We start from the raw sequence: 20,947 nt of genomic DNA, 5'->3' as shown, positions 1-20,947 counted from the left end.
AGCCCTGCGGCTGGCATCGCCAGCCTTGCGCCAGGTCAGGCTTGCGCGGCCGTCACCACAATCTCGATCTTGTAGGCCGCATTGGCCATCTTGGCCTGCACCGTGGCGCGCGGCGGCGTGTTGCCGGCGGGAATCCACGCGTCCCACACCTCGTTCATGGCCGTGATGTCGCCAATGTCGGCCAGGAAGATCTGCGTCATGAGAATGCGCGACTTGTCGCTGCCCACCTCGGCCAGCAGGCGGTCGACCATGGCCAGCACCTGCGCGGTCTGGCCGCGAATGTCTTCTGTCGTGTCGTCAGGCACCTGGCCGGCCAGGTACACGGTGCCGTTGTGCACGGCGGTTTCGGAAAGGCGCGGGCCAACGTGGTGGCGGGTGATGGAAGCCATGGTGTTTCTTTCAGTCCTGTTTTTTCTTGGCGCCGAGTTTCGACTCCGTGCCGGCCGCGAGCCGGCGGATGTTTTCGCGGTGCCGCCAGAACAGCAGCAAGCTCATGACGACGAGGGCGATGAGTACCGTGCGGTCGAGCGGCCAGGCAATGCCGCCGGCAATCAGATAGTAGGCCGGCGCAAAGAACGCCGCCACCAGCGACGACAGCGACGAGTAGCGAAAGAACACCGCAATGATCAGCCAGGTGACGCCCGTGGCCAGCCCCAGCAGCGGCGCAATGCCCATCAGCACGCCGGCCGCGGTGGCCACGCCCTTGCCGCCCTGGAAGCCGAAGAACACCGGGTACAGGTGCCCGAGAAACGCCGCCAGTCCCGCAAGCGCGGCCACGCCGGCGCCCAGTCCCCACTGCGCGCCAAACTGGTGAATGAGGAACACCGGCAACCAGCCCTTGAGCGCATCGAGCAACAACGTGGCCAGCGCCGCGCCCTTGTTGCCCGAGCGCAGCACGTTGGTGGCGCCGGGGTTCTTGCTGCCGTAGCTGCGCGGGTCGGCCATGCCGAGCGTCTTGCTCACGATGACCGCGAAAGACAGCGAGCCGATCAGGTACGACACCACGATGGCAATGAGGGAAGGCAAGGTGAAACTCAAGACGGCACTCCGCGGGGAAAAGTTGTTCTTGTTAGGCGACGACCGCCTGGGGCGGCGATTGGATCACAACATGCTGCTTGCGAAACGCCAGGCCGCGGCCGGGCCACCGTGTCACACAGGCGCGCAACGCATACGACGCACCCTGGCCCGGGTTGCCGGCCAGTCGCGAAGGAAAAAAAATCGGAAGACGTGGGTGTCATGGCGCCGGCTATTCTGCCAGCGCACATTGAACGGGCGTGGCGCCCAGCAGCGCCACGCACACCTGCGGATCGATGCCCACAAGGTAGCCGCGCCGCCCGCCGTTCAGCACGATCTTCGGCAGTTCGAGCACGGTGGCTTCCACGTACACCGGCATCTCGCGCCGCGTGCCGAACGGCGAGGTGCCGCCCACCATGTAGCCGCTGTGGCGCTGCGCCACCTCGGGCTTGCACGGCTCGACCGACTTGGCGCCGATCTGCCGCGCCAGGTTCTTGGTCGACACCGTGCGGTTGCCGTGCATGAGCACGATCAGCGGCTTGGCGTCCTGGTCCTGCATGACCAGCGTCTTGATGACCGTGAACGGGTCGAGCCCCAGCATTTCGGCGCCGCGCTGCGCGCCGCCGTGCGCCATGTATTCGTAGGGGTGCTCGGTGAACGCGATCTTGTGCGCCCGCAACAGTTGCGTTGCGGGCGTTTCAGACACGTGGACTTTTTTGCTCACGCCGCCGGGTCGCGAATTTCCAGCCGAATCTTGTCGATCTCCGCCAGCACTTCCACCGACAGCGTGGTGCCGTACGCGTTCAGGTCTTCCTCCAACTGCGCCACCGAGGTCACGCCGATGATGGTGCTCGCCACCTGCCACTTGGTGTAGCAGAAGGCCAGCGCCAGCTGCGTGGGCGTCAGGCCGTTGTCGCGCGCCAGCTGGTTGTAGCGCTTGGCGGCGCGCAGCGAATCGGGCTTGCCCCAGCGCTGCTTGCGCACCGACTCGTAGCTCGAAATGCGCGCGCCCTTGGGTGCGTCGGGGCCGTCGATGCCGCTCTGGTCGTACTTGCCCGTCAACAGGCCGAAGGCCAGCGGCGAGTAGGCCAGCAGCGAAACGCCCAGGCGGTGCATGGTTTCGTCCAGGCCGTTTTCGTGGGCGCGGCTGACCAGGCTGTACACGTTCTGCACCGTGGCCACGCGCGGCAGGCCGTGTTGTTCGGCCAGGCGCACGAACTCGTGCACGCCGTAGGGCGTCTCGTTCGACAGGCCAATGGCGCGCACCTTGCCGGCCTTCACCAGCTTGCCCAGCGCCTCGAGCTGCTCCAGGATCGGCGTCTTCGACGTTTCCTTGGCCGGGTCGTAGAACATGTTGCCGAACAGCGGCACATGGCGCTCGGGCCAGTGAATCTGGTACAGGTCGATCACGTCGGTCTTCAGGCGCTTCAGGCTGGCGTTGCACGAGGCCTCGATGTCCGCAGCCGTCATGCCGGAGCCTTCGCGCACCCAGGGCATGTTGCGCGAGGGGCCGGCCACCTTGGTGGCCAGCACCAGCTTCTGGCGCGCGCCAGGGTTGGCGGCAAACCAGTTGCCGATGATGGTCTCGGTGACGCTGTAGGTTTCCTTGCGCGTGGGCACCGAGTACATCTCGGCGGTGTCGATGAAGTCGATGCCGCGCTCCAGCGAGCGGCTCAGGATGGCATGGGAGGTGGGCTCGTCGACCTGTTCGCCGAAGGTCATGGTGCCGAGGCAGATCGGGGTGACGTGCAGGTCGGTTTGACCGAGTTGGATCTTTTTCATGCGCGGGATGCTACCGCCCTCCCCGGCATGCCGCTGGCCGCCGGCGCAAAACCCGAGCGCCCCAGTACCTGCAGCTGTCCTGTGCCGGACTGCCTCAGCACAAAGGCCTCTTTATCATCGGTCGCCATGTACCAAGCCATACGCCCCTCCCGCAGTGAATTCGTGCCCGTGCGCAACCTCAGCTACCACGTGCGCCTGTGGGGCCAGCCATCGGACACGCGACCTCCCCTGGTGCTGGTGCACGGCTGGATGGACGTGGCGGCTTCTTGGCAGTTCGTGGTCGACGCCATGGAAGAAGACCGCTTCATCGTCGCCCCCGACTGGCGCGGCTTCGGCCTGACCGAAGGCGGCGGCGTCGACAACTACTGGCTGGCCGACTACCTGGCCGACCTCGAATGGCTGCTCGACCACTACGCCGGCGAAGGCGACAACGCACGCCAGGTCGACCTGGTCGGCCACAGCATGGGCGGCAACGTGGTGATGCACTATGCCGGCGTGCGGCCAGCGCGCATTCGCCGCCTGGTCAACCTCGAAGGCTTCGGCATGCCCGCGCGCAAGCCCGAGGAAGCGCCCACCCGCTACGGCCAGTGGATCGACGAGCTCAAGCGCCTGCACCGCGGCGAGATGGCGCTGGCCGGCTATTCCGCCGTAGACGGCGTGGCCCGCCGCCTCATGAAGACCAACCCGCGCCTCACGCCCGACAAGGCCAACTGGCTCGCCAGCCACTGGTCGGCCAACCATGCGCAGCCCGACGGCAGCGAGCGCTGGCAGATTCTGGGCGATGCGGCGCACAAGATCGTCAACGCGCACATCTTCCGGGTCGACGAAACGCTGGCGCTGTATGCGCGCATCACCGCGCCGCTGCTGATGGTCGAGGCCTCCGACGACAGCCTGCAAGGCTGGTGGAAGAACCGCTACACGCACGAAGAATTCCACGAGCGGCTGAAGTCCGTGCCCACCGTGCGCACCGAGCGCCTGGCCGACGCGGGCCACATGCTGCACCACGACCAGCCGCAGCGCGTGGCGCGGATGATCGAAGAGTTTCTGGCCGACTGAGCAAGCCGGCCACGCTTCAGGCGCGGCCCGGCTCGCTGTCCAGGCTGGCCATTTGCGCGGCGGCATAGCGCTCACCCGCTGCCGCGCCCTTGGGCACCGCGCGCTCGATGGCCGCCAGTTCGTCGGCGGCCAGCGTCACGTTGAGCGCGCCCAGTGCCTCGGCCAGCCGCGTGCGTTGGCGCGCACCCACCAGCGGCACGATGTCGTCGCCCTGCGCGGCCACCCAAGCGATGGCGATCTGCGCCACCGTCACGCCCTTGGCGTCGGCAATGTGGCGCAGCGCCTCCACCAGCGCCAGGTTGCGCTCCGCGTTCTCGCCCTGGAAGCGCGGCGTGTGCATGCGGTAGTCGGTGGCGCTCGCCGCGTCTTTCTTCCAGTGACCGCTGATGAGCCCGCGCGAGAGCACGCCGTACGCGGTGATGCCGATGCCCAGTTCGCGGCACGTCGAAAGAATGTCGTCTTCAATGCCGCGCGAGATCAGCGAATACTCGATCTGCAGATCGCAGATCGGGTGCACCGCCGCCGCCTTGCGCAAGGTCTGCGAGCCCACTTCCGACAGGCCGATGTGGCGCACGTAGCCCGCCTTCACCAGGTCGGCAATGGCCCCCACGGTGTCTTCGATCGGCACGTTCGCATCGAGCCGCGCGGGGCGGTAGATGTCCAGGTGGTCCACGCCCAGGCGCTGCAGCGAGTAGGTCGCAAAGTTCTTCACCGCAGCGGGCCGCGCGTCGTAGCCGATCCAGCCGCCCGAGGGGTCGCGCATGGCGCCGAACTTCACGCTCACCAATGCCGCGTCGCGCTGCGAGCCCTTCAGGCCCTTGAGCGCCTCGCCGATCAGCATTTCGTTGTGGCCGTTTTGGTAGAAGTCGCCGGTGTCGAGCAGCGTGATGCCCGCGTCCATTGCGGCGTGAATGGTGGCGATGCTCTCCGCGCGGTCCGACGGGCCGTAGATGCCCGACATGCCCATGCAGCCGAGGCCGATGGCAGAAACCTTGGGGCCGTTCATGCCCTTGGTGCCGAGTTGACGTGTCTTCATGGTGCGTGTCCTTCAAGTGTTTTCAGAGGGAACCGCTGGCGGTTGCAAGCGGCATGGCTGTAGTTTGAAAGGAAGCGGTGCGTTCGATAATCCGTCCAGCACCGCACAGGTTGTGCGCCAAACCGCACAATGGCGCCATGACTGACCCCGACCTTTCCGACCTGGGCGCCTTCGTGGCAGTGACCCGTGCGCGCGGCTTTCGCGGCGCGGCGGCCCTGCGCGGCGTGTCGCCTTCCTCGCTCAGCGAGGCCATGCGCCGGCTGGAGGCGCAACTGGGCGTGCGCCTGCTCAACCGCACCACGCGCAGCGTGACGCCCACCGAGGCCGGCCAGCGCCTGCTGGAGCGCATCTCCCCCGCGCTGGACGACATTGCCGGCGCGCTCGACACGCTCAACAGCTTTCGCGACAGCCCCACGGGCACGCTGCGGCTGAACGTGCCCATGGTGGTGGCCCAGCGCGTGCTGCCGCCGCTGGCCAGCCGCTTTCTGCATGCGCACCCGGGCATCACGCTGGAGCTGACGACAGACGACACCTTCATCGACGTGCTTGCGGCGGGCTTCGATGCCGGCATTCGCTACGACGAGAGCATTGCGCGCGACATGATCGCCGTGCCCCTGGGCCCGCGCACGCAGCGCTTCGTGGCCGCGGCATCGCCGGCCTACCTGGCCGCGCACGGCACGCCCAAGCACCCGACCGACCTGCTTCATCACGCCTGCATCGGCCACCGTTTTCCCAGCGGCGTGCTCGCGGCCTGGGGCTTCGTGCGCAAGGGCAAGGTCATCAAGATCACGCCGACCGGGCCGCTCATTGCGTCGATGCCCGACGTGGAGGTGCACGCCGCCGAAGCGGGGCTGGGCCTGATCTACCTCTTCGAGGAATACCTGCGCCCCGCGCTCGACAGCGGCGCGCTGGTGCCGGTGCTGCAGGACTGGTGGCAGAGCTTCTCGGGCCCGTTCCTGTACTACCCGAGCCGCACCCACATGCCGGCGCCGCTGCGCGCGTTCGTCGATTTTCTGAAGCGCGAAGGCTAGCGGCGGGAACGCCAGACACCGTCGGCGCGATATTCGCCCAGCGGATAACCAAGCGCACGAATCTTCGTTCGCGCCGCGGGCACCGCGACCTAGAGTGCGCAGCTCCCTTGTCTCCCCTGGAGTTGCCTGCCATGCGTTTTTCTTCGCGCGCCTTTTTGCGCATGCCCTTGCCTTTGCTCGGCGCTCTTGCACTCTGCTCCGGCCTGCTGCTGCAGCCAAGCGCCCATGCCGCCGACCTGCGCGTGGGCTTCATGCCTGGCCCCTACCGCGACGCTTTCACCCAGGGCATCGAGCCCCAGCTGAAGACGCAGGGCTACACCGTGAAGTACATCGAGTTCAGCCAGGGCGTGCAGCCCAACGACGCGGTGGAGCGCGGGCAGATCGACGCCAACATCTTCCAGCACACGCTCTACCTCAACGCCACCAACAAGCAGCAGGGCTTCGACCTGGTGCCCGTGGTGCAGGTGCCCACGCCGCCCATGGGCCTGTACTCGCAGCGCCACCAGTCGCTAGGCACCGTGCCTGACGGCGCCACCGTCACGCTGCCGGCCGACCCGGTGAACGCGGCGCGCGCGCTGAACATTCTTGCGGCCATTGGCTGGGTCACGCTCAAGCCCGGCGTGAGCCCGCTGAGCGTGTCGGAGCGCGACGTGGTGAACAACCCCAAGCGCCTGAAGCTGGTGCCGCTCGAAGCCGCGCAGGCCCCGCGCTCACTGGCCGACGCCGACATTGCCGCCGTGCAGGGCAACTTTGCTGTGGCCTCCGGCCTGAAGCTCACCGACGCGCTGAAGCTCGAAGACATGACCCCGCCCTACGTGAACGTGGTGGCGGTCAAGCGCGGCAACGAGAACGCGAAGTTTGCCAAGGACATTGCCGCGGCCTACCAGTCGCCCGAGTTCCAGCGCTTCTTCAAGGCCAACCCGACCTGGGCCGGCTACCGGCTGCCCGACTACTTTTCCCAATGAGCCATTCGACCAGCACCACGCCCAGGCCCAGGCCCACGCCCAGGCCCCGCCAGCTGCACCTGAACGTCAACATCCTGCATTCGGGCTTCGTGCCCTCGGCCTGGCGCCTGCCCCAGAGCGACCCGTGGGCCTTTGCCGACATCCAGCACTACATTCGCACGGCGCAGATTGCCGAGGCGGGCAAGCTCGACGCGGTGTTTCTGGCGGACAACGCGGCCATCGTCGACCAGGTGCACTTTCGCCCGATCACCGCGCTGGAGCCCACCATCTTGCTGGCCTGCGTGGCCGCGGCCACCACGCACATCGGCCTGATTGCCACGGCCTCGACCAGCTACAACGAGCCCTACAACATTGCCCGGCGCTTTGCCACGCTCGACCATGTGAGCAACGGCCGCGCGGGCTGGAACGTGGTGACCACGGCCGACCTGCCGTCGGCGCGCAACTTCGGCCATGACGCCACCCCCGACCATGCGAAGCGCTATGCGCGCGCCTCGGAGTTCACCGACATCGTGAAGGCCTTGTGGGACAGCTGGGAGGACGATGCCTTCATCGGCGACAAGGCCAGCGGCCGTTTCATCGACCCGGCCAAGGTGCACGCCATTGCGCACCGTGGCGAGCACTTTGCGGTGCAGGGCCCGTTGAACCTGCCGCGCGCGCCGCAGGGGCATCCGGTGCTGGTGCAGGCCGGCGCGTCGGCCGACGGGCGCGAGCTGGCGTCGCGCCATGCGGAGGCGGTGTTCTCTGCCTCGCAGTCGTTCGAGGAGTCGTTGGCCTATGCCCGTGCGCTGAAGACCCGCGCGGCCGAACTGGGCCGCGGGCCTGATGCGGTGAAGGTGCTTGCGGGGCTGACGACCATCGTGGGGAGCACGGAGGCCGAGGCGCGGCGTCGGCGCGACGAGTTGGTCGACCTGATTCCGTGGGACTACAGCCTGACGCGCATTGCGGGCACGCTGGGCATTGCGCCGGACCGGTTGAAGCTGGACGAGCGCCTGCCTGACGATTTGCCGTTGCCCGGCAATGGCAACGGCAACGGCAACCACACTTTTTTCAACGCGGTGGTGGCAGCGGGCCGCACGCACGGGTACACGGTGCGTCAGTTGATCCGCGAGTTGGCGGGTGGTGGTGGGCACCGCGTGATCGTGGGTACGCCGGAGCAGATTGCGGACGACATCGAGCACTGGTTCAGGGCCGGTGCGGCGGACGGGTTCAACCTGATGCCGGATGCGTTGCCGCATGGGCTGCAGGACTTTGTCGATGGCGTGGTTCCGATCCTGCAGAAGCGCGGGATCTTTCGTACGGACTACGAGGGGCGTACGTTGCGGGACCACCTGGGGTTGGCGCGGCCTGTGGGGCGGGTTGCTGCGCAGCGGTTGGCTGCCTGAGGTCTTTTTGCGCTTGGGCGCGCTGCTGTTCGGGGCGCGTTGCTGTCAATTCAATTCAGTTCAGGGCGACGCTCACGCCGACGGGGTACCTTGCTCCGCGAATGTCCCCCGGGGCTTCGCCCCTCCTCCTTTATTTCGCTGCGCAAGGTACCCCATCGACGTGAGCGTGTTCAGAGCGGTCGTTGATCGTGCGATCACCAGCAGCGTGCCCCAGTGCACAGGGCGTCGGGTACTCCCCGCAGCGAAATAAAGGAGGAGGCCGCAGGCCGGGGGACATTCGCGGAGGGGAGTACCCGGCGGCCTGTGCACACGCCCTGAACAAAGCACCAAAAAAGCGCCCGTCACTCGTCGTCTGCGTCGTTCCCAGTAAGGGAAAGAACCTCTTCGACAAACGCCTCGAACAACGGCAAAGAACCAGGCAAAGCGTCAAAAGACTCCACCTCGCCCGCATCGAAGAAATGCGCTTTGCCTTCAGGCACCGACACCCACTCGCCGGCCTCCACAAGCAAGCCGAGATAGCCATCGGCAGTAGGCACATAGAACAACCCGGCGCTCTCCAGCACCTGCTGCCCCTTCTTCTTGCCTCGACCCCAACTCACCCCCTGCCCCGCCAGGTGCTCGGTAATCCAGCCGTCGCACACGTGGGTGTCGCGCCAACTTCCTTGCGCATCGAATACGGCCAGAACGGGCATTGGGGCGTCCTTTTCAGGAAAAAGCAGAGAAGAAATTACTGCAGAAAACTGGGCTTGGCGTAGCCCTGGAACTTGCTGTCGACCACCGCCTTGAACTCCTTCGAACGGTAGACCTCGGCAATGTCCTTGGCCCATTGCGTGTTCTTGTCGGCCGTCTTCACGGCGACCACATTCAGGTAGTACTCGGGCGTCTTCTCCAGCACCACCGCCTCCGTCAGCTTCAGGCCCGACGAAATCGCGAAGTTGCCGTTGACGATCGCGTACTCCGTGTCACCCAGCGAACGCGGCAGCTGCGCGGCTTCCAGCGGAATGAACTTCAGCTTCTTCGGGTTCTCGGCCACGTCCTTCTCGGTGGAACGCAACGCGTCGATGCCGGGCTTGAGCGTGATCAGCTTGTTCTGCTCCAGCAGCACCAGCGCACGGGCCAGGTTGCTCGGGTCGTTAGGCAGCGTCACGCGGTCGCCTTCCTTCACGTCGGCCAGCGTCTTGCGCTTGGTCGAGTACACGCCCATGGGCGCGATCGGGCCTTGCACCAGCTCGGTGATGTCCAGCTTCTGGTCGGCCGCGAACTTCTTCAGATAGACCTGGTGCTGAAAGAAATTGGCGTCGAGCGAGCCCTGGGCCAGCGCCAGGTTGGGCTGCACGTAATCGTTGAACTCGACCAGCTTGACCTTGTAGCCCTTCTTCTCCAGCAACGGCACGATGCCCTGCTTGAGCTGGTCGGCGTTGGAGCCGGCGGTGCCGCCGATCACCAGGTTCTTCTTGGCAGGGTCTTGCGCATGGGCCTGCAAAGACAGGCCGCCGAGCGACAGCGCAGCCAGCGAAAGGGCAAGAACGGAACGGCGCAGGAAAACGGTCTTCATGAGATGAAAAAAGCTAGAGAGAGAGAAGGAGAAAAAAATATCAACGCTTGTCGAGCCTGCTTGCCGTGGTGTTGCCCACGAACTGCAGGATCTGTACCAGCAGCACGAGCAGCGCCACGGTGAGCACCATCACGTCGGTCTGGAAACGGTAGTAGCCGTAGCGGATGGCCAGGTCGCCAATGCCGCCGCCGCCCACCACGCCGGCCACCGCCGAGTAAGAGAGAAAGCTCACGGCCAGCACGGTCAGCGCCAGCACCAGGCCCGAGCGGGCCTCCACCAGCAGCACGCGCCAAACGATCTGCAGCTCCGAAGCGCCCATGGCATGCGCCGCCTCGATCACGCCGCGCGGCACTTCGCGCAGGCACTGGTCGACCAGGCGCGCCAAGTACGGAATGGCGGCGAACGACAGCGGCACGGCCGCGGCCAGCGGGCCGATCGACGTGCCCGCGATCACGCGCGTGAACGGCACCAGCGCCACCAGCAGGATGATGAAAGGGAACGAGCGCACCGTGTTCACGATCCAGTTCAGCACCAGGAACGCCGGCTTGTTCTCCAGCGACTGGCCCGGGCCCAGCAAGAACAGCAGGATGCCCAGCGGCCCGCCGATGAGCACCGCCGCCGTGAGGCCGATGGCCAGCATCATGAAAGTCTGGCCAATGGCCACCCACAGCTCAGGAAGGATGGGGGTGATGTTTTCAAACATATGCGGGCTCCTGGGCGTTGAGGCCTGGCGCGGCAGGCAGGGCGGCGGCCCCCTCTGATTCACGTGCTTCACGCGCATCGCGTTCGCGGCGGCGCACCAGCGCGTCTATTTCGCAGCCCAGCGCGGTCTTGCGCACTTCCTTCGGCGCGTCTTCCACCGCGAACTGCTCCACCAGGCGGCCCTTTTCCAGAATGGCCACGTTGCGGCACAGCACCTCGACCACCAACAGCTCGTGCGTCACGATAACGATGGTCACGCCAATCTTCTGGTTGATGTCGCGCAGCGTTTCCAGCAGCGAGCGCGTGGTTTCGGAGTCGAGCGCGGAGGTGGGCTCGTCGCACAGCAGCACCTGCGGGCGCGGCGCCAGCGCGCGGGCAATGGCCACGCGCTGCTTCTGCCCGCCGGAGAGTTGCGCCGGGTAGGTGTCGATCTTCTCGGCCAGGCCCACCAGGTCGAGGCACTCGCGCACCCGGGCGTTGATCTCGGCCTTGGAATGGCGGCCGTGAATCTTCAGCGGAAAGGCCACGTTGTCGAACACCGTGGCGTTCTGCAGCAAATTGAACTGCTGAAAGATCATGCCGATGTTCTGGCGCGTGTCGCGCAGCTCGCGGCGCGAGAGCGTGGTCAGGTCGCGCCCGCCCACCAGCACCTTGCCCGCGTCGGGCCGCTCCAGCAGGTTGATGAGGCGCAGCAGCGTCGACTTGCCGGCACCGCTCTTGCCGATCAGGCCGAACACGTCGCCCTGGTGGATGTCTAGCGACAGCGACTGCACGGCGTCGAACACCTCGCCGCTGGGCAAGGCGAACGACTTCTGCACGGATTCAAGACGGATGACCGGCGCCGCGGTGTCGCGGCCCGCATCGGGCGAAGGATGGCTCATTGGAAAAAAGGGCGTTCAGCGCGGGCGCCGCACGCGAAGGTTCGCGAAAAAGGTGCCGAGTATGAAAACAAAAGCGGCAAAAGGGAACGAAGAAAAAGGAGGCTGTTTATATCTGAAATTGCATATTGAAATTGGCGTACGAGCCAAGCACGCCATATCGATATGCCTATTCGTTCGTTCCCAAACGCGTGCTGCAGTGCCACATTCGCGCCTTCATTTTTCTGATTTCGCGCCACCATGCACACCACTTTCCGCCGTCGCACCGCTCTCACCGCCACGTTTGCCGCCACCCTGGCAGCCGCACTTTTCTCGGGCAGCGCCGCCTTCGCGCAAGACAAGAACACCCTGAAGGTGGGCGTTTCCGTCGGCAGCGCCGAGCAGATCTTCGAGGTGGTCAAGAAGGTGGCCGCCAAGAACGGCCTGAACATCCAGCTGGTGGTGTTCAACGACTACCAGCTGCCCAACGCGGCCCTGGCCTCGGGCGACCTGGACGCCAACGCCTTTCAGCACCAGCCCTTTCTGGACAACCAGAACAAGGCGCGCGGCTTCGACATCGTGCCCGTGGGCCTGACCATTACCGCGCCGCTGGGCTTCTACTCGCGCAAGCTCAAGTCCATCGACCAGCTGCCTGACGGCGCCACCGTGGGCATTCAGAACGACCCGTCGAACGGCAACCGTGCGCTGTTGCTGCTGCAGCAGGCCGGCCTGATCACGCTGAAGCCCGACGCGGTGAAGAACAACACCGCCACCCCGCTGGACGTGGTGACCAACCCCAAGAAGCTGAAGCTGGTGGCGCTGGACGCGGCCCAGCTGCCGCGCTCGCTGGACGACCTGACCATTGCGGCCATCAACAACGACTACGCCGAAAAAGCCGGCCTCTCGCTGAACAAGGACGCCGTGATCAAGGAAGCCCCCAAGGGCCCCTACGCCAACCTGATTGCGGTGCGCCGCGTCGACAAGGACAAGCCATGGGCCAAGCGCCTGGTAGCGGCCTACCAGTCGGCCGAGGTGAAGAGCTACATCGAGACCCAGTTCAAGGGCTCGCTGGTCCCCGCGTTCTGAAGTCCTGAGGTTGGGGGGTGTTTCTCCCTCCCCTCCCGGGGGAGGGCCGGGGTGGGGGCAAGCGGCGTTCGATAAAGCCATGCGCCGAACAGATGCCGCTTGCCCCCATCCCAGCCTTCCCCCGGAAGGGGAAGGAGCAATACAGGGGCGCATACAGGCGAGTCGGCGGACCGTGAGAAAATGCCCGGTTTCCCCCGAACACAGTCAGGACACCCCATGGACGCAGAACAAATCAACCAAATCAGCGCAATGCTTGCCGACCTGAGCGTGCGTACGGTCGATTTACGGAGGTATCTTTGACTACGATGCCAAAGCTGAACGACTGAGGACAGTCAACGCATCGCTCGAAGACCCGAAAGTCTGGAACGACCCCAAGAAGGCCCAGGAACTCGGCAAAGAGAAGAAGTCGCTCGACGACGTGGTCGTCACGCTCGACAAGCTCACCAACGGCCTCTCCGACAACACCGAGCTCTTCGAAATGTCGAAGGCCGACGGCGATATGGACGGCCTGCAGGCCATCTCCGATGACGCCGACAAGCTCGAAGCCGACATCAAGCAGCTCGAATTCCGCCGGATGTTCAACAACCCGGCCGACCCGCTGAACGCGTTCGTCGACATTCAGGCCGGCGCCGGTGGCACCGAGGCTTGCGACTGGGCCAGCATGCTGCTGCGCCAGTACCTGAAGTACGCCGAGCGCAAGGGCTTCAAGACGCAGATCGAAGACGAAACCCCGGGCGACACCGCCGGCATCAAGGGCGCCACCATCAAGGTGGAAGGCGACTACGCCTTCGGCCTGCTGCGCACCGAAACCGGCGTGCACCGCCTGGTGCGCAAGTCGCCGTTCGACTCCTCGGGTGGCCGCCACACCAGCTTTGCCAGCATCTTCGTGTACCCGGAAATCGACGATTCGATCGAGATTGAAATCAACCCTTCCGACGTGCGCACCGACACCTTCCGTGCCAGCGGCGCGGGCGGCCAGCACATCAACAAGACCGACTCGGCCGTGCGCCTCACGCACATTCCGACCGGCATCGTGGTGCAGTGCCAGGACGGGCGAAGCCAGCACAGCAACCGAGACGTGGCGTGGAAGCGCCTGCGCTCGCGGCTGTACGACTTCGAGCTGCGCAAGCAGCAAGAAGCGCAGCAGAAGCTGGAAGACACCAAGACCGACGTGGGCTGGGGCCACCAGATTCGCAGCTACGTGCTGGACAACAGCCGCATCAAGGACCTGCGCACCAACGTCGAAGTCTCGGCCACGCAGAAGGTGCTGGACGGCGACCTCGACGTGTTCATCGAAGCCTCTTTGAAGCAAGGCGTGTAACCCCCATGAGCTTGACGCACGGCAAGGTCGAAGCCTTCATCTTCGACATGGACGGCACCATGATCGACTCCATGCCCTGGCATGCGCGCTCGTGGGTCGAGTTTGTGGAACGCCACGGGCTGAAGCTCGACGTGAGCGACATCCTTGCGCGCACCACGGGCCGCACCGGCACCGAGTGCATGCGCGAGCTGTTCGAGCGCGAGTTGTCCGACGAAGAGTGCCAAGCCATGGTGCACGAGAAGGAAGAAATCTACCGCGCCATGTTCAGCGACAACTTCACCGAAGTTGCGGGCTTCACCGCCTTTGCCAAGGCCGCCGTTGCGCGCGGCCTGAAGGTGGCGGTGGGCACGGCGGGTGACAGGCACAACATCGAATTTGCGATGTCGCGCCTGAAGATGGACCCGCTGCCGCTGGCCATCGTGGGTGGTGACGAGGGCTTCAGCGGCAAGCCCACGCCCGCCATTTTCTTGGAAGCGGCGCGGCGCATCGGCATTGCGCCGGAGCGTTGCATCGTGTTCGAAGACGCCCCCTTCGGCATCGAGGCCGCGCGCCGTGGCGGCATGCGTGCCGTGGCGGTGTGCAGCACCCATAGCGCTGCCGAGCTGGCAGGCCCCCATGTGATTGCCGCGGTTCGTGACTACAACGAACTCGCCCATTCGAATTTTCTGGAGACACTCGATGCTGATGCGTGACGCTCAAGGGCAACCAATTGCCATTCGCCGCGAAGACTACGCCGCCCCGGCGTACTGGATCGACACCGTCGACCTCACCTTCGACCTCGACCCCGCCAAGACCCGTGTGCTCAACCGCATGCAGATGCGCCGCAACCCCGAGGTGCCGGTGCAGCCGCTGCGCCTGGACGGCGACGAGCTGAACCTGGCGCGCGTGCTGGTCAACGGCCAGGGCGCGTCGTTTCGCATGGAAGGCGACCAGCTGGTCATCGACAGCCTGCCCGACACCTTCGAGCTCGAGATCTTCACCACCTGCTGCCCCATCAAGAACACCAAGCTGATGGGCCTGTTCGTGAGCGAAGACACCTTCTTCACGCAGTGCGAGGCCGAAGGCTTCCGCCGCATCACCTACTTCCTGGACCGCCCGGACGTGATGGCGATGTACACCGTGACGCTGCGCGCCGCCAAGGCCGCGTACCCGGTGCTGCTGTCCAACGGCAACCTGGTCGACCAGGGCGAACTGCAAGGTCCAGGCAATGAGGGCCGCCACTTCGCCAAGTGGGTCGACCCCTTCAAGAAACCCGCCTACCTGTTCGCCCTGGTGGCGGGCAAGCTGGTGGCGCGCGAGCAGCGCATCAAGGCGCGCAACGGGCGCGACCACCTGCTGCAGGTGTACGTGCGCGCCGGCGACCTCGACAAGACCGAGCACGCGATGAACTCGCTCATCAACTCCGTGCTGTGGGACGAGGCCCGCTTTGGCCTGCCGCTGGACCTGGACCGCTTCATGATCGTGGCGACCAGCGACTTCAACATGGGCGCCATGGAAAACAAGGGCCTGAACATCTTCAACACGAAGTACGTTCTGGCCAACCAGGCCACCGCCACCGACGCCGACTACGGCAACATTGAAAGCGTGGTCGGCCACGAGTACTTTCACAACTGGAGCGGCGACCGCGTCACCTGCCGCGACTGGTTCCAGCTGTCCCTGAAAGAAGGCCTCACCGTCTTCCGCGACCAGGAATTCAGCCAGGACCTGTGCGCCGATGCATCCGCCCGCGCCGTGAAGCGCATCGAAGACGTGCGCGTGCTGCGCACCAGCCAGTTCCCCGAAGACGCCGGCCCCATGGCCCACCCGGTGCGGCCCGACAGCTACATCGAAATCAGCAACTTCTACACCGTCACCATCTACGAAAAGGGTGCCGAGCTGGTGCGCATGATGCAGACGCTGGTCGGGCGCAAGGGCTTCGAGAGCGGCATTACGCTGTACTTCGAGCGCTTCGACGGCCAGGCCGTGACCTGCGACGACTTTGCCCAGGCCATTGCAGACGCCAACCCTGAATCAGAACTGGCCCGCCTGCTGCCCCAGTTCAAGCGCTGGTACAGCCAGGCCGGCACGCCCCGCCTTGCGGCGCAAGGCGTGTACGACCCGCAGAACCGCAGCTACACCCTGAGCGTGACGCAAAGCTGCCCGCCCACCCCCGGCCAGCCGACCAAGGAACCCTTCGTCATTCCGCTGAACGTGGGCCTGCTCGACGCCAACGGCCGCGAGCTGCCGCTGCAGCTGGAAGGCGAAAGCGAAGTCACCCGCGGCACCCGTACGCTGGTGCTGTCGCAAGCCAGCGAACAGCTCACCTTCGTGGGCCTGGACGCCGAGCCCGTGCCTTCCATCCTGCGTGGCTTCAGCGCGCCGGTGATCCTGGACTTTGCGTACACCGACGCTCAGTTGCTCACCCTCCTGGCCAACGACCCCGACCCGTTCAACCGCTGGGAAGCCGGCCAGCGCCTGGGCCTGCGCGCCGCGCTGCAAGGCATTGCGGCACAAGCTGGCGACACGGTCCCGGTGCTGAACGACGACTACATCGAAGCCATGCGCAGCGTGCTGCGCAACCCGCAGCTGGACGCCGCCTTCAAGGAGCTGGTGCTCACGCTGCCGTCGGAAACCTACATTGCCGAACAGCTCGACGTGGTCGACCCGCAGCGCGTGCACCTGGTGCGCGAAGCCATGCGCGCCCAACTGGCCACCGCCCTCTTCAGCGACTGGGAGCAGGTGTACGAAGACAACAAGGACACCGGCGCCTACAGCCCCGACCCCACGTCGTCAGGCCGCCGCGCGCTGGCCGGCATGGCGCTGAACTTCTTGTGCCTGGCGGCGCGCACTTCTGCCGATGTGGTGTGGCCGGGCAAGACCCTGCAGCGCTTCAAGGACGCGGGCAACATGACCGACCGCTTCAACGCGCTCAACGCGCTCGTGTCCTCGGGCCACACCCTGGCCGCGCAGGCGCTGGCGCGCTTCCACGCCATCTTCAAGAACGAGGCGCTGGTCATCGACAAGTGGTTCTCCCTGCAGGCCGGCGCCAGCGACCGCGGCGGCGACATTCTGCCGCTGGTGAAGCAGCTCATGAAGCACCCCGACTTCTCGCTGAAAAACCCCAACCGCGCGCGCAGCGTGATCTTTGCCTTGTGCAGCGCCAACCCCGGCGCGTTCCACCGCCCCGACGCGGCCGGCTACGTGTTCTGGAGCGAGCGCGTGATAGAGCTCGACGCCATCAACCCCCAGGTGGCCGCCCGCCTTGCGCGCGCCCTCGACCGCTGGAGCAAGCTGGCCGAGCCCTACCGCAGCGCCGCGCGCGAAGCCATCGCCCGCGTGGCCGCCAAGCCCGACCTGAGCAAGGACACGCATGAAGTGGTGACCCGCGCCCTGGCCGGCAACTAGGCTCGCCCCCAGGCTTCGCGCACTTCGTGTCGCTACTCCTTCCCCCTACCGGGGGCAACACCAGCGGCCCGGCAAAGCCGGTTCCGCGGTGTTTCACGAACAGATTGAACTGAACCCAAACCATGGCTCAACAGAAGATTTCCCTCACCCGCTACCTTGTTGAACAACAGCGCGCCGGCGGCCTCATTCCGGGCCAGCTGCGCTTGCTGCTCGAAGTGGTGGCCCGCGCCTGCAAGAGCATCAGCCAGGCCGTGAACAAGGGCGCGCTGGGCGGCGTGCTGGGCACGGCCGAAAGCGAGAACGTGCAGGGCGAGATCCAGAAGAAGCTGGACATCATTGCCAACGAAGTGCTCATCGAGGCCAACGAATGGGGCGGCCACCTGGCGGCCATGGCCAGCGAGGAGATGGAGACCATCCACGTGGTGCCCAACCGCTACCCGCAGGGCGAATACCTGCTCATGTTCGACCCGCTGGACGGCAGCAGCAACATTGACGTGAACGTGAGCATCGGCACCATCTTCAGCGTGCTGAAAAAGCCCGACGACCACCCCGGCGTGCAGGAGAGCGACTTTCTGCAGGCAGGCACCCAGCAGGTGGCGGCCGGCTACTGCATCTACGGCCCGCAGACCACCCTGGTGCTGACCGTGGGCAACGGCGTGGACATGTTCACGCTCGACCGCGAGCAAGGCAGCTTTGTGCTTACGCAGGAAGACATTCAGATTCCGGCCGACACCAAGGAATTTGCCATCAACATGAGCAACATGCGCCACTGGGACGAGCCCGTGAAGCGCTACATCGACGAGTGCCTGGCCGGCAAGGAAGGCCCGCGCGGCAAGGACTTCAACATGCGCTGGATTGCCAGCATGGTGGCCGACGTGCACCGCATCCTGATGCGCGGCGGCGTGTTCATGTACCCGTGGGACAAGCGCGAGCCCGAGAAGGCCGGCAAGCTGCGCCTGATGTACGAGGCCAACCCCATGAGCTGGCTGGTGGAGCAGGCAGGCGGCGCGGCCACCAACGGCAAGCAGCGCATTCTTGACCTGCAGCCCACCAAGCTGCACGAGCGCGTGAGCGTACTGTTGGGTTCACGAAACGAAGTTGAGCGTTTGACGCAGTACCACGCCGAGAAGGCCTGATTTAGTGGGTATAATCTGAGGCTTCGCCGGTGTAGCTCAGTCGGTAGAGCAGCTCATTCGTAATGAGAAGGTCGGGTGTTCGATTCATCTCTCCGGCACCAAATAAAAAGCCCCTGATTCGTAAGGATCAGGGGCTTTTTTCTATCAGGCCCGCGACGAGCCAATTTTTTGTCAATGCGGAATTAGGTTGGGCCTGCTCCCTCAAGCGCCTGCAATCTTTCCATCAACGTCAAATTCTTCGACTGAGCGTGCTCGCCGTAGTGCACTTCTCGATGGCACGCAGGGCAAAGCGCCGCAACAAATTGCGGATGATCGGGCCCGCCGTCAGACACCCGCGTGGTGTGATGCGGTTCTAAATAAGGCAGACCACCTTTTCGAAGAAAAGGTGCGAACTGATTGCACAATTCGCACTTACCCGCCGCGCGTTGCAGCACATAGTCGCGCACCGCGCGACTCCGCTCATAAATTGTGCGGCTCCCCTTTTTGCTGTCCTGGGAGCCGTTGACTTTAGATGCAGCAATTGCTCTATCTCTAGCGTCTTGAAGCGTCATCCCCTCAGCAGGCTCCTCGACGGAGGCCAATTCAATTTGCTCCAATCGCGTAACTGGCACAAGTCGAAAAATAATTGCCTGTCGAAGGGCACCCTTTACGTCAGGGGCGGTGACCCATTCGTGATCCTGATAAACAAATTCACCAAGATATTTTTGAACTTTGCGTTTAGCTTTTCCCTTGCCTTGGGCAACAGTGCGAAATAGGTGCAGCGCCTTTCCTTCAGCAGAATGATTTTGAACCGCAAGATTTCCGCGATCAAATGTCATGTCGCCCTCTTGACCCTCGCCGAAGAAAAAGAAGGTGCCCTCATCGTCAAAGCGATCGTTATACCCATATTGCTCGCCACTTTCGCCTGTGAATAAAAATGTCACAGGGGCTTGCGCAGAATAAGAAATTCCGCCCTGCCTTCCGCCACCATACGGAATATTTATATCAGGCCAGCGGTTATAAAGATTTCCCAACTCAAAAGACGGCAATCCTGCGGCGATTAAGCGCGAAGAAGGAGATTTTCTTCTTGCCATTTCAATTCGCCAAAAAATCCATTCTCAATAACACAATCGCCATCGGCTCTGAGGCTTGCAAGCCATCACATTGAAATTGAGCTACGCAACTCACACAGAAAATTCCGTTCATCACAGACCTAATTAACGATTGGTGACACACTTTAACGTTAATCGATCTGTCCAGCTAACGATTGTTTCTCAGGACGGTTGATGCAGGCCACGCCCAGGGCTCTATGGCGCGCTACTCGATCACAACTGTGAACGCACGAGCATCTCGCTAGATACACTTGTTTGCACGAACGGGCCAGGATCCGTGTCCACGCCTTTGAGCGTGAGCAAGGCCGCTGGCCACGCACCTCATTGGCAATGGGCAACAGGAGAGCCTCAACATGACCGATGCCACTGACGCAACGTCAGGCACCGCGCTCGTCGACTTCGCAAAGCTCGCGGCACGCCTGGAGCAGTTCGCTGACGAGCGCGACTGGGCCCAGTTCCATTCCCCCAAGAACTTGGTGATGGCGCTGACCGGCGAGGTCGGCGAGCTGAACGAAATCTTTCAATGGATGCCCGAAGAGGCATCCAAGCAAGCCGGCCGAAACCCGCAAACAGCGCAGGCCGTTCAAGACGAACTCGCCGACGTGTTGCTCTACCTCGTTCGCCTGTCTTCCGTCTTGGGCGTAGACCTCGATGCCGCCGTGCAGCAGAAGCTGAAGGCCAACGCCCTGCGCTACCCCGCCGACCAAGTGCGCGGCAGCAGCCAGAAGCACAGCCGGCCTGAATCCGGTGAATCCGGGAAGGACTGACGTGATCGTCTACGAGGCCGACAAGAAGCAATTTCTCAGCGACAACAACGACAGAGATATCGAAGACGTCATCCTCGCCAAGTACTTCAGCGCCACCGGCCGCAAGGTGCCAGCGGCGGAGAAGAGGTCGTGGAAGGAATCGCTCGGGTACATGGCGAAGGTGCTCAGCGACTCTGAAATTCCGAGTGACGTGGGCGTGGCTGTCGAGCTTCATATTCCGCAAAGCTCCAAGCGCATCGACATCAGCCTGACCGGTCGGGGTCACGACGACTCCAAGAACGTGGTGATCGTCGAGCTCAAGCAGTGGGACGAAGTGAAGTCTTCGACCAAAGACGCGTTGGTCAAAACCTACCTTGGTGGCGGGCTGCGCGAGGTCGTTCACCCCTCGTACCAAGCGTGGTCGTACGCCTCCTTGATGGAGGGCTTCAACGAGGCCGTGTATTCCGGTGGCATCTCGGTTCAAGCCTGCGCGTACCTGCACAACTACGAGCGCGACGGCGTCATCGACTCGGCCCATTACGCCGACTACATCGCAAAGGCGCCGCTCTTCCTGAAGGGCGAGACCGAGCGGAGCTTGCTGCGCAACTTCATCAAGCAGCACATCAAGTGCGGCGACTCAGAGGTGCTGTATGAGTTGTCCAACGGCCGCATCAGGCTGTTGGCGCCGGCCGAAATTTGACCCACCTGTGAGGGTTGTGCCGCTTCAAATTTGACCCGGGTGTTCAGCCTACCCTGCTGCTTTTTTAAGCGGTGGGGTATCAGGAGTGATCACTATGGCCATG

General features: G+C 64.3%; 21 protein-coding genes and 1 tRNA gene. 12 read left to right on the top strand and 10 right to left on the bottom strand.

The window, feature by feature from the left end; translation table 11 throughout:
* Positions 1 to 35: 35 nt before the first annotated feature.
* From VLK31_RS26575 to VLK31_RS26560, 4 genes are all read right to left on the bottom strand, one after another.
* Positions 36 to 389: a RidA family protein gene (locus VLK31_RS26575; protein ID WP_409171472.1), complete on the bottom strand. Its 354-nt coding sequence runs from the start codon at positions 387 to 389 to the stop codon at positions 36 to 38.
* A 10-nt stretch (positions 390 to 399) separates the two neighbouring features.
* Positions 400 to 1,038 carry a glycerol-3-phosphate 1-O-acyltransferase PlsY gene (gene plsY / locus VLK31_RS26570; RefSeq protein ID WP_409171471.1) on the bottom strand — a complete coding sequence of 213 codons (639 nt, stop codon included), beginning with the start codon at positions 1,036 to 1,038 and terminating at the stop codon, positions 400 to 402.
* A 208-nt stretch (positions 1,039 to 1,246) separates the two neighbouring features.
* On the bottom strand, positions 1,247 to 1,738 hold the full coding sequence (locus VLK31_RS26565) for an aminoacyl-tRNA deacylase (RefSeq protein WP_409171470.1): 492 nt from the start codon (positions 1,736 to 1,738) through the stop codon (positions 1,247 to 1,249).
* Entirely contained in the window at positions 1,735 to 2,796 is a 1,062-nt protein-coding gene (locus VLK31_RS26560) for an aldo/keto reductase (RefSeq protein WP_409171469.1), read from the bottom strand. The genes VLK31_RS26565 and VLK31_RS26560 overlap by 4 nt, the downstream gene beginning before the upstream one ends.
* A gap of 126 nt (positions 2,797 to 2,922) precedes the next feature.
* Here VLK31_RS26560 and VLK31_RS26555 point away from each other — a divergent pair, with 126 nt between their 5' ends.
* Complete coding sequence (locus VLK31_RS26555; protein ID WP_409171468.1) at positions 2,923 to 3,852, top strand: alpha/beta fold hydrolase; 930 nt, start codon at positions 2,923 to 2,925, stop codon at positions 3,850 to 3,852.
* 16 nt (positions 3,853 to 3,868) lie between these two features.
* Here VLK31_RS26555 and VLK31_RS26550 read toward each other — a convergent pair whose 3' ends face one another.
* Positions 3,869 to 4,888 carry an aldo/keto reductase gene (locus VLK31_RS26550; RefSeq protein WP_409171467.1) on the bottom strand — a complete coding sequence of 340 codons (1,020 nt, stop codon included), beginning with the start codon at positions 4,886 to 4,888 and terminating at the stop codon, positions 3,869 to 3,871.
* 137 nt (positions 4,889 to 5,025) lie between these two features.
* Between VLK31_RS26550 and VLK31_RS26545 the strand changes: the two genes are divergently transcribed.
* From VLK31_RS26545 to VLK31_RS26535, 3 genes are all read left to right on the top strand, one after another.
* A complete protein-coding gene (locus VLK31_RS26545) occupies positions 5,026 to 5,919 on the top strand; it encodes a LysR substrate-binding domain-containing protein (protein ID WP_409171466.1) in 894 nt (297 codons plus the stop codon).
* A gap of 131 nt (positions 5,920 to 6,050) precedes the next feature.
* Positions 6,051 to 6,884, top strand: coding sequence for a MetQ/NlpA family ABC transporter substrate-binding protein (locus VLK31_RS26540; protein WP_409171465.1), 834 nt, complete (start codon positions 6,051 to 6,053; stop codon positions 6,882 to 6,884).
* Positions 6,881 to 8,266 carry an LLM class flavin-dependent oxidoreductase gene (locus tag VLK31_RS26535; protein ID WP_409171464.1) on the top strand — a complete coding sequence of 462 codons (1,386 nt, stop codon included), beginning with the start codon at positions 6,881 to 6,883 and terminating at the stop codon, positions 8,264 to 8,266. The genes VLK31_RS26540 and VLK31_RS26535 overlap by 4 nt, the downstream gene beginning before the upstream one ends.
* A gap of 341 nt (positions 8,267 to 8,607) precedes the next feature.
* Here VLK31_RS26535 and VLK31_RS26530 read toward each other — a convergent pair whose 3' ends face one another.
* The 4 genes from VLK31_RS26530 to VLK31_RS26515 are packed head-to-tail and all read right to left on the bottom strand — an operon-like array spanning position 8,608 to position 11,404.
* Positions 8,608 to 8,958 (bottom strand): hypothetical protein, encoded by a 351-nt coding sequence (locus VLK31_RS26530; RefSeq protein WP_409171463.1) that lies wholly within the window; start codon positions 8,956 to 8,958, stop codon positions 8,608 to 8,610.
* A gap of 35 nt (positions 8,959 to 8,993) precedes the next feature.
* The gene (locus VLK31_RS26525) at positions 8,994 to 9,821 is read right to left on the bottom strand and encodes a MetQ/NlpA family ABC transporter substrate-binding protein (RefSeq protein ID WP_409171462.1); all 828 of its coding nucleotides are present in this window, start codon (positions 9,819 to 9,821) and stop codon (positions 8,994 to 8,996) included.
* A 40-nt stretch (positions 9,822 to 9,861) separates the two neighbouring features.
* Positions 9,862 to 10,524 carry a methionine ABC transporter permease gene (locus VLK31_RS26520; RefSeq protein WP_409171461.1) on the bottom strand — a complete coding sequence of 221 codons (663 nt, stop codon included), beginning with the start codon at positions 10,522 to 10,524 and terminating at the stop codon, positions 9,862 to 9,864.
* Positions 10,517 to 11,404 (bottom strand): methionine ABC transporter ATP-binding protein, encoded by an 888-nt coding sequence (locus VLK31_RS26515; protein ID WP_409171460.1) that lies wholly within the window; start codon positions 11,402 to 11,404, stop codon positions 10,517 to 10,519. The genes VLK31_RS26520 and VLK31_RS26515 overlap by 8 nt, the downstream gene beginning before the upstream one ends.
* A gap of 237 nt (positions 11,405 to 11,641) precedes the next feature.
* On the opposite strand from VLK31_RS26515, the gene VLK31_RS26510 reads away from it, so the two are divergent.
* The 6 genes from VLK31_RS26510 to VLK31_RS26485 all read left to right on the top strand — a co-directional run bounded on the left by VLK31_RS26510 (position 11,642) and on the right by VLK31_RS26485 (position 18,408).
* Positions 11,642 to 12,466, top strand: coding sequence for a MetQ/NlpA family ABC transporter substrate-binding protein (locus tag VLK31_RS26510; protein ID WP_409171459.1), 825 nt, complete (start codon positions 11,642 to 11,644; stop codon positions 12,464 to 12,466).
* 216 nt (positions 12,467 to 12,682) lie between these two features.
* Positions 12,683 to 13,787 (top strand): peptide chain release factor 2 gene (gene prfB, locus VLK31_RS26505; protein ID WP_409171458.1). Its coding sequence is split into 2 segments (ribosomal slippage): positions 12,683 to 12,763 and positions 12,765 to 13,787, totalling 1,104 coding nucleotides; the frame shifts between segments, so codons are not numbered across the junction.
* Between the two features lie 5 nt (positions 13,788 to 13,792).
* Positions 13,793 to 14,479, top strand: a complete 687-nt coding sequence (locus tag VLK31_RS26500) for an HAD family hydrolase (RefSeq protein ID WP_409171457.1) — start codon at positions 13,793 to 13,795, stop codon at positions 14,477 to 14,479.
* The gene (pepN, locus tag VLK31_RS26495) at positions 14,466 to 17,171 is read left to right on the top strand and encodes an aminopeptidase N (RefSeq protein WP_409171456.1); all 2,706 of its coding nucleotides are present in this window, start codon (positions 14,466 to 14,468) and stop codon (positions 17,169 to 17,171) included. The genes VLK31_RS26500 and pepN overlap by 14 nt, the downstream gene beginning before the upstream one ends.
* Positions 17,172 to 17,293: 122 nt before the next feature.
* Positions 17,294 to 18,307, top strand: coding sequence for a class 1 fructose-bisphosphatase (locus tag VLK31_RS26490; RefSeq protein ID WP_409171455.1), 1,014 nt, complete (start codon positions 17,294 to 17,296; stop codon positions 18,305 to 18,307).
* A gap of 25 nt (positions 18,308 to 18,332) precedes the next feature.
* Positions 18,333 to 18,408: transfer RNA gene (locus VLK31_RS26485), tRNA-Thr, on the top strand.
* Between the two features lie 81 nt (positions 18,409 to 18,489).
* Here VLK31_RS26485 and VLK31_RS26480 read toward each other — a convergent pair.
* Positions 18,490 to 19,380, bottom strand: a complete 891-nt coding sequence (locus VLK31_RS26480; RefSeq protein WP_409171454.1) for an HNH endonuclease — start codon at positions 19,378 to 19,380, stop codon at positions 18,490 to 18,492.
* A 371-nt stretch (positions 19,381 to 19,751) separates the two neighbouring features.
* Here VLK31_RS26480 and VLK31_RS26475 point away from each other — a divergent pair, with 371 nt between their 5' ends.
* Complete coding sequence (locus VLK31_RS26475; protein WP_409171453.1) at positions 19,752 to 20,165, top strand: nucleotide pyrophosphohydrolase; 414 nt, start codon at positions 19,752 to 19,754, stop codon at positions 20,163 to 20,165.
* Position 20,166: 1 nt separating this feature from the next.
* Positions 20,167 to 20,844: a hypothetical protein gene (locus VLK31_RS26470; protein WP_409171452.1), complete on the top strand. Its 678-nt coding sequence runs from the start codon at positions 20,167 to 20,169 to the stop codon at positions 20,842 to 20,844.
* Positions 20,845 to 20,947: the final 103 nt, after the last annotated feature.

Origin of the sequence: Variovorax sp. H27-G14, assembly GCF_046156345.1 — a bacterium.
Classification (GTDB): domain Bacteria; phylum Pseudomonadota; class Gammaproteobacteria; order Burkholderiales; family Burkholderiaceae_C; genus Variovorax.
Note: the sequence above shows the minus strand (reverse complement) of the source record. Positions and strands in the feature narration are given on the sequence as shown.

What these genes read in the sequence shown, in the direction of transcription:
- VLK31_RS26575 (WP_409171472.1), bottom strand. Translation starts at nt 389, where the DNA reads ATGGCTTCCATCACCCGCCACCACGTTGGCCCGCGCCTTTCCGAAACC.
- VLK31_RS26560 (WP_409171469.1), bottom strand. Translation starts at nt 2,796, where the DNA reads ATGAAAAAGATCCAACTCGGTCAAACCGACCTGCACGTCACCCCGATC.
- VLK31_RS26555 (WP_409171468.1), top strand. Translation starts at nt 2,923, where the DNA reads ATGTACCAAGCCATACGCCCCTCCCGCAGTGAATTCGTGCCCGTGCGC.
- VLK31_RS26550 (WP_409171467.1), bottom strand. Translation starts at nt 4,888, where the DNA reads ATGAAGACACGTCAACTCGGCACCAAGGGCATGAACGGCCCCAAGGTT.
- VLK31_RS26545 (WP_409171466.1), top strand. Translation starts at nt 5,026, where the DNA reads ATGACTGACCCCGACCTTTCCGACCTGGGCGCCTTCGTGGCAGTGACC.
- VLK31_RS26540 (WP_409171465.1), top strand. Translation starts at nt 6,051, where the DNA reads ATGCGTTTTTCTTCGCGCGCCTTTTTGCGCATGCCCTTGCCTTTGCTC.
- VLK31_RS26535 (WP_409171464.1), top strand. Translation starts at nt 6,881, where the DNA reads ATGAGCCATTCGACCAGCACCACGCCCAGGCCCAGGCCCACGCCCAGG.
- VLK31_RS26530 (WP_409171463.1), bottom strand. Translation starts at nt 8,958, where the DNA reads ATGCCCGTTCTGGCCGTATTCGATGCGCAAGGAAGTTGGCGCGACACC.
- VLK31_RS26525 (WP_409171462.1), bottom strand. Translation starts at nt 9,821, where the DNA reads ATGAAGACCGTTTTCCTGCGCCGTTCCGTTCTTGCCCTTTCGCTGGCT.
- VLK31_RS26520 (WP_409171461.1), bottom strand. Translation starts at nt 10,524, where the DNA reads ATGTTTGAAAACATCACCCCCATCCTTCCTGAGCTGTGGGTGGCCATT.
- VLK31_RS26515 (WP_409171460.1), bottom strand. Translation starts at nt 11,404, where the DNA reads ATGAGCCATCCTTCGCCCGATGCGGGCCGCGACACCGCGGCGCCGGTC.
- VLK31_RS26510 (WP_409171459.1), top strand. Translation starts at nt 11,642, where the DNA reads ATGCACACCACTTTCCGCCGTCGCACCGCTCTCACCGCCACGTTTGCC.
- VLK31_RS26500 (WP_409171457.1), top strand. Translation starts at nt 13,793, where the DNA reads ATGAGCTTGACGCACGGCAAGGTCGAAGCCTTCATCTTCGACATGGAC.
- pepN (WP_409171456.1), top strand. Translation starts at nt 14,466, where the DNA reads ATGCTGATGCGTGACGCTCAAGGGCAACCAATTGCCATTCGCCGCGAA.
- VLK31_RS26490 (WP_409171455.1), top strand. Translation starts at nt 17,294, where the DNA reads ATGGCTCAACAGAAGATTTCCCTCACCCGCTACCTTGTTGAACAACAG.
- VLK31_RS26480 (WP_409171454.1), bottom strand. Translation starts at nt 19,380, where the DNA reads ATGGCAAGAAGAAAATCTCCTTCTTCGCGCTTAATCGCCGCAGGATTG.
- VLK31_RS26475 (WP_409171453.1), top strand. Translation starts at nt 19,752, where the DNA reads ATGACCGATGCCACTGACGCAACGTCAGGCACCGCGCTCGTCGACTTC.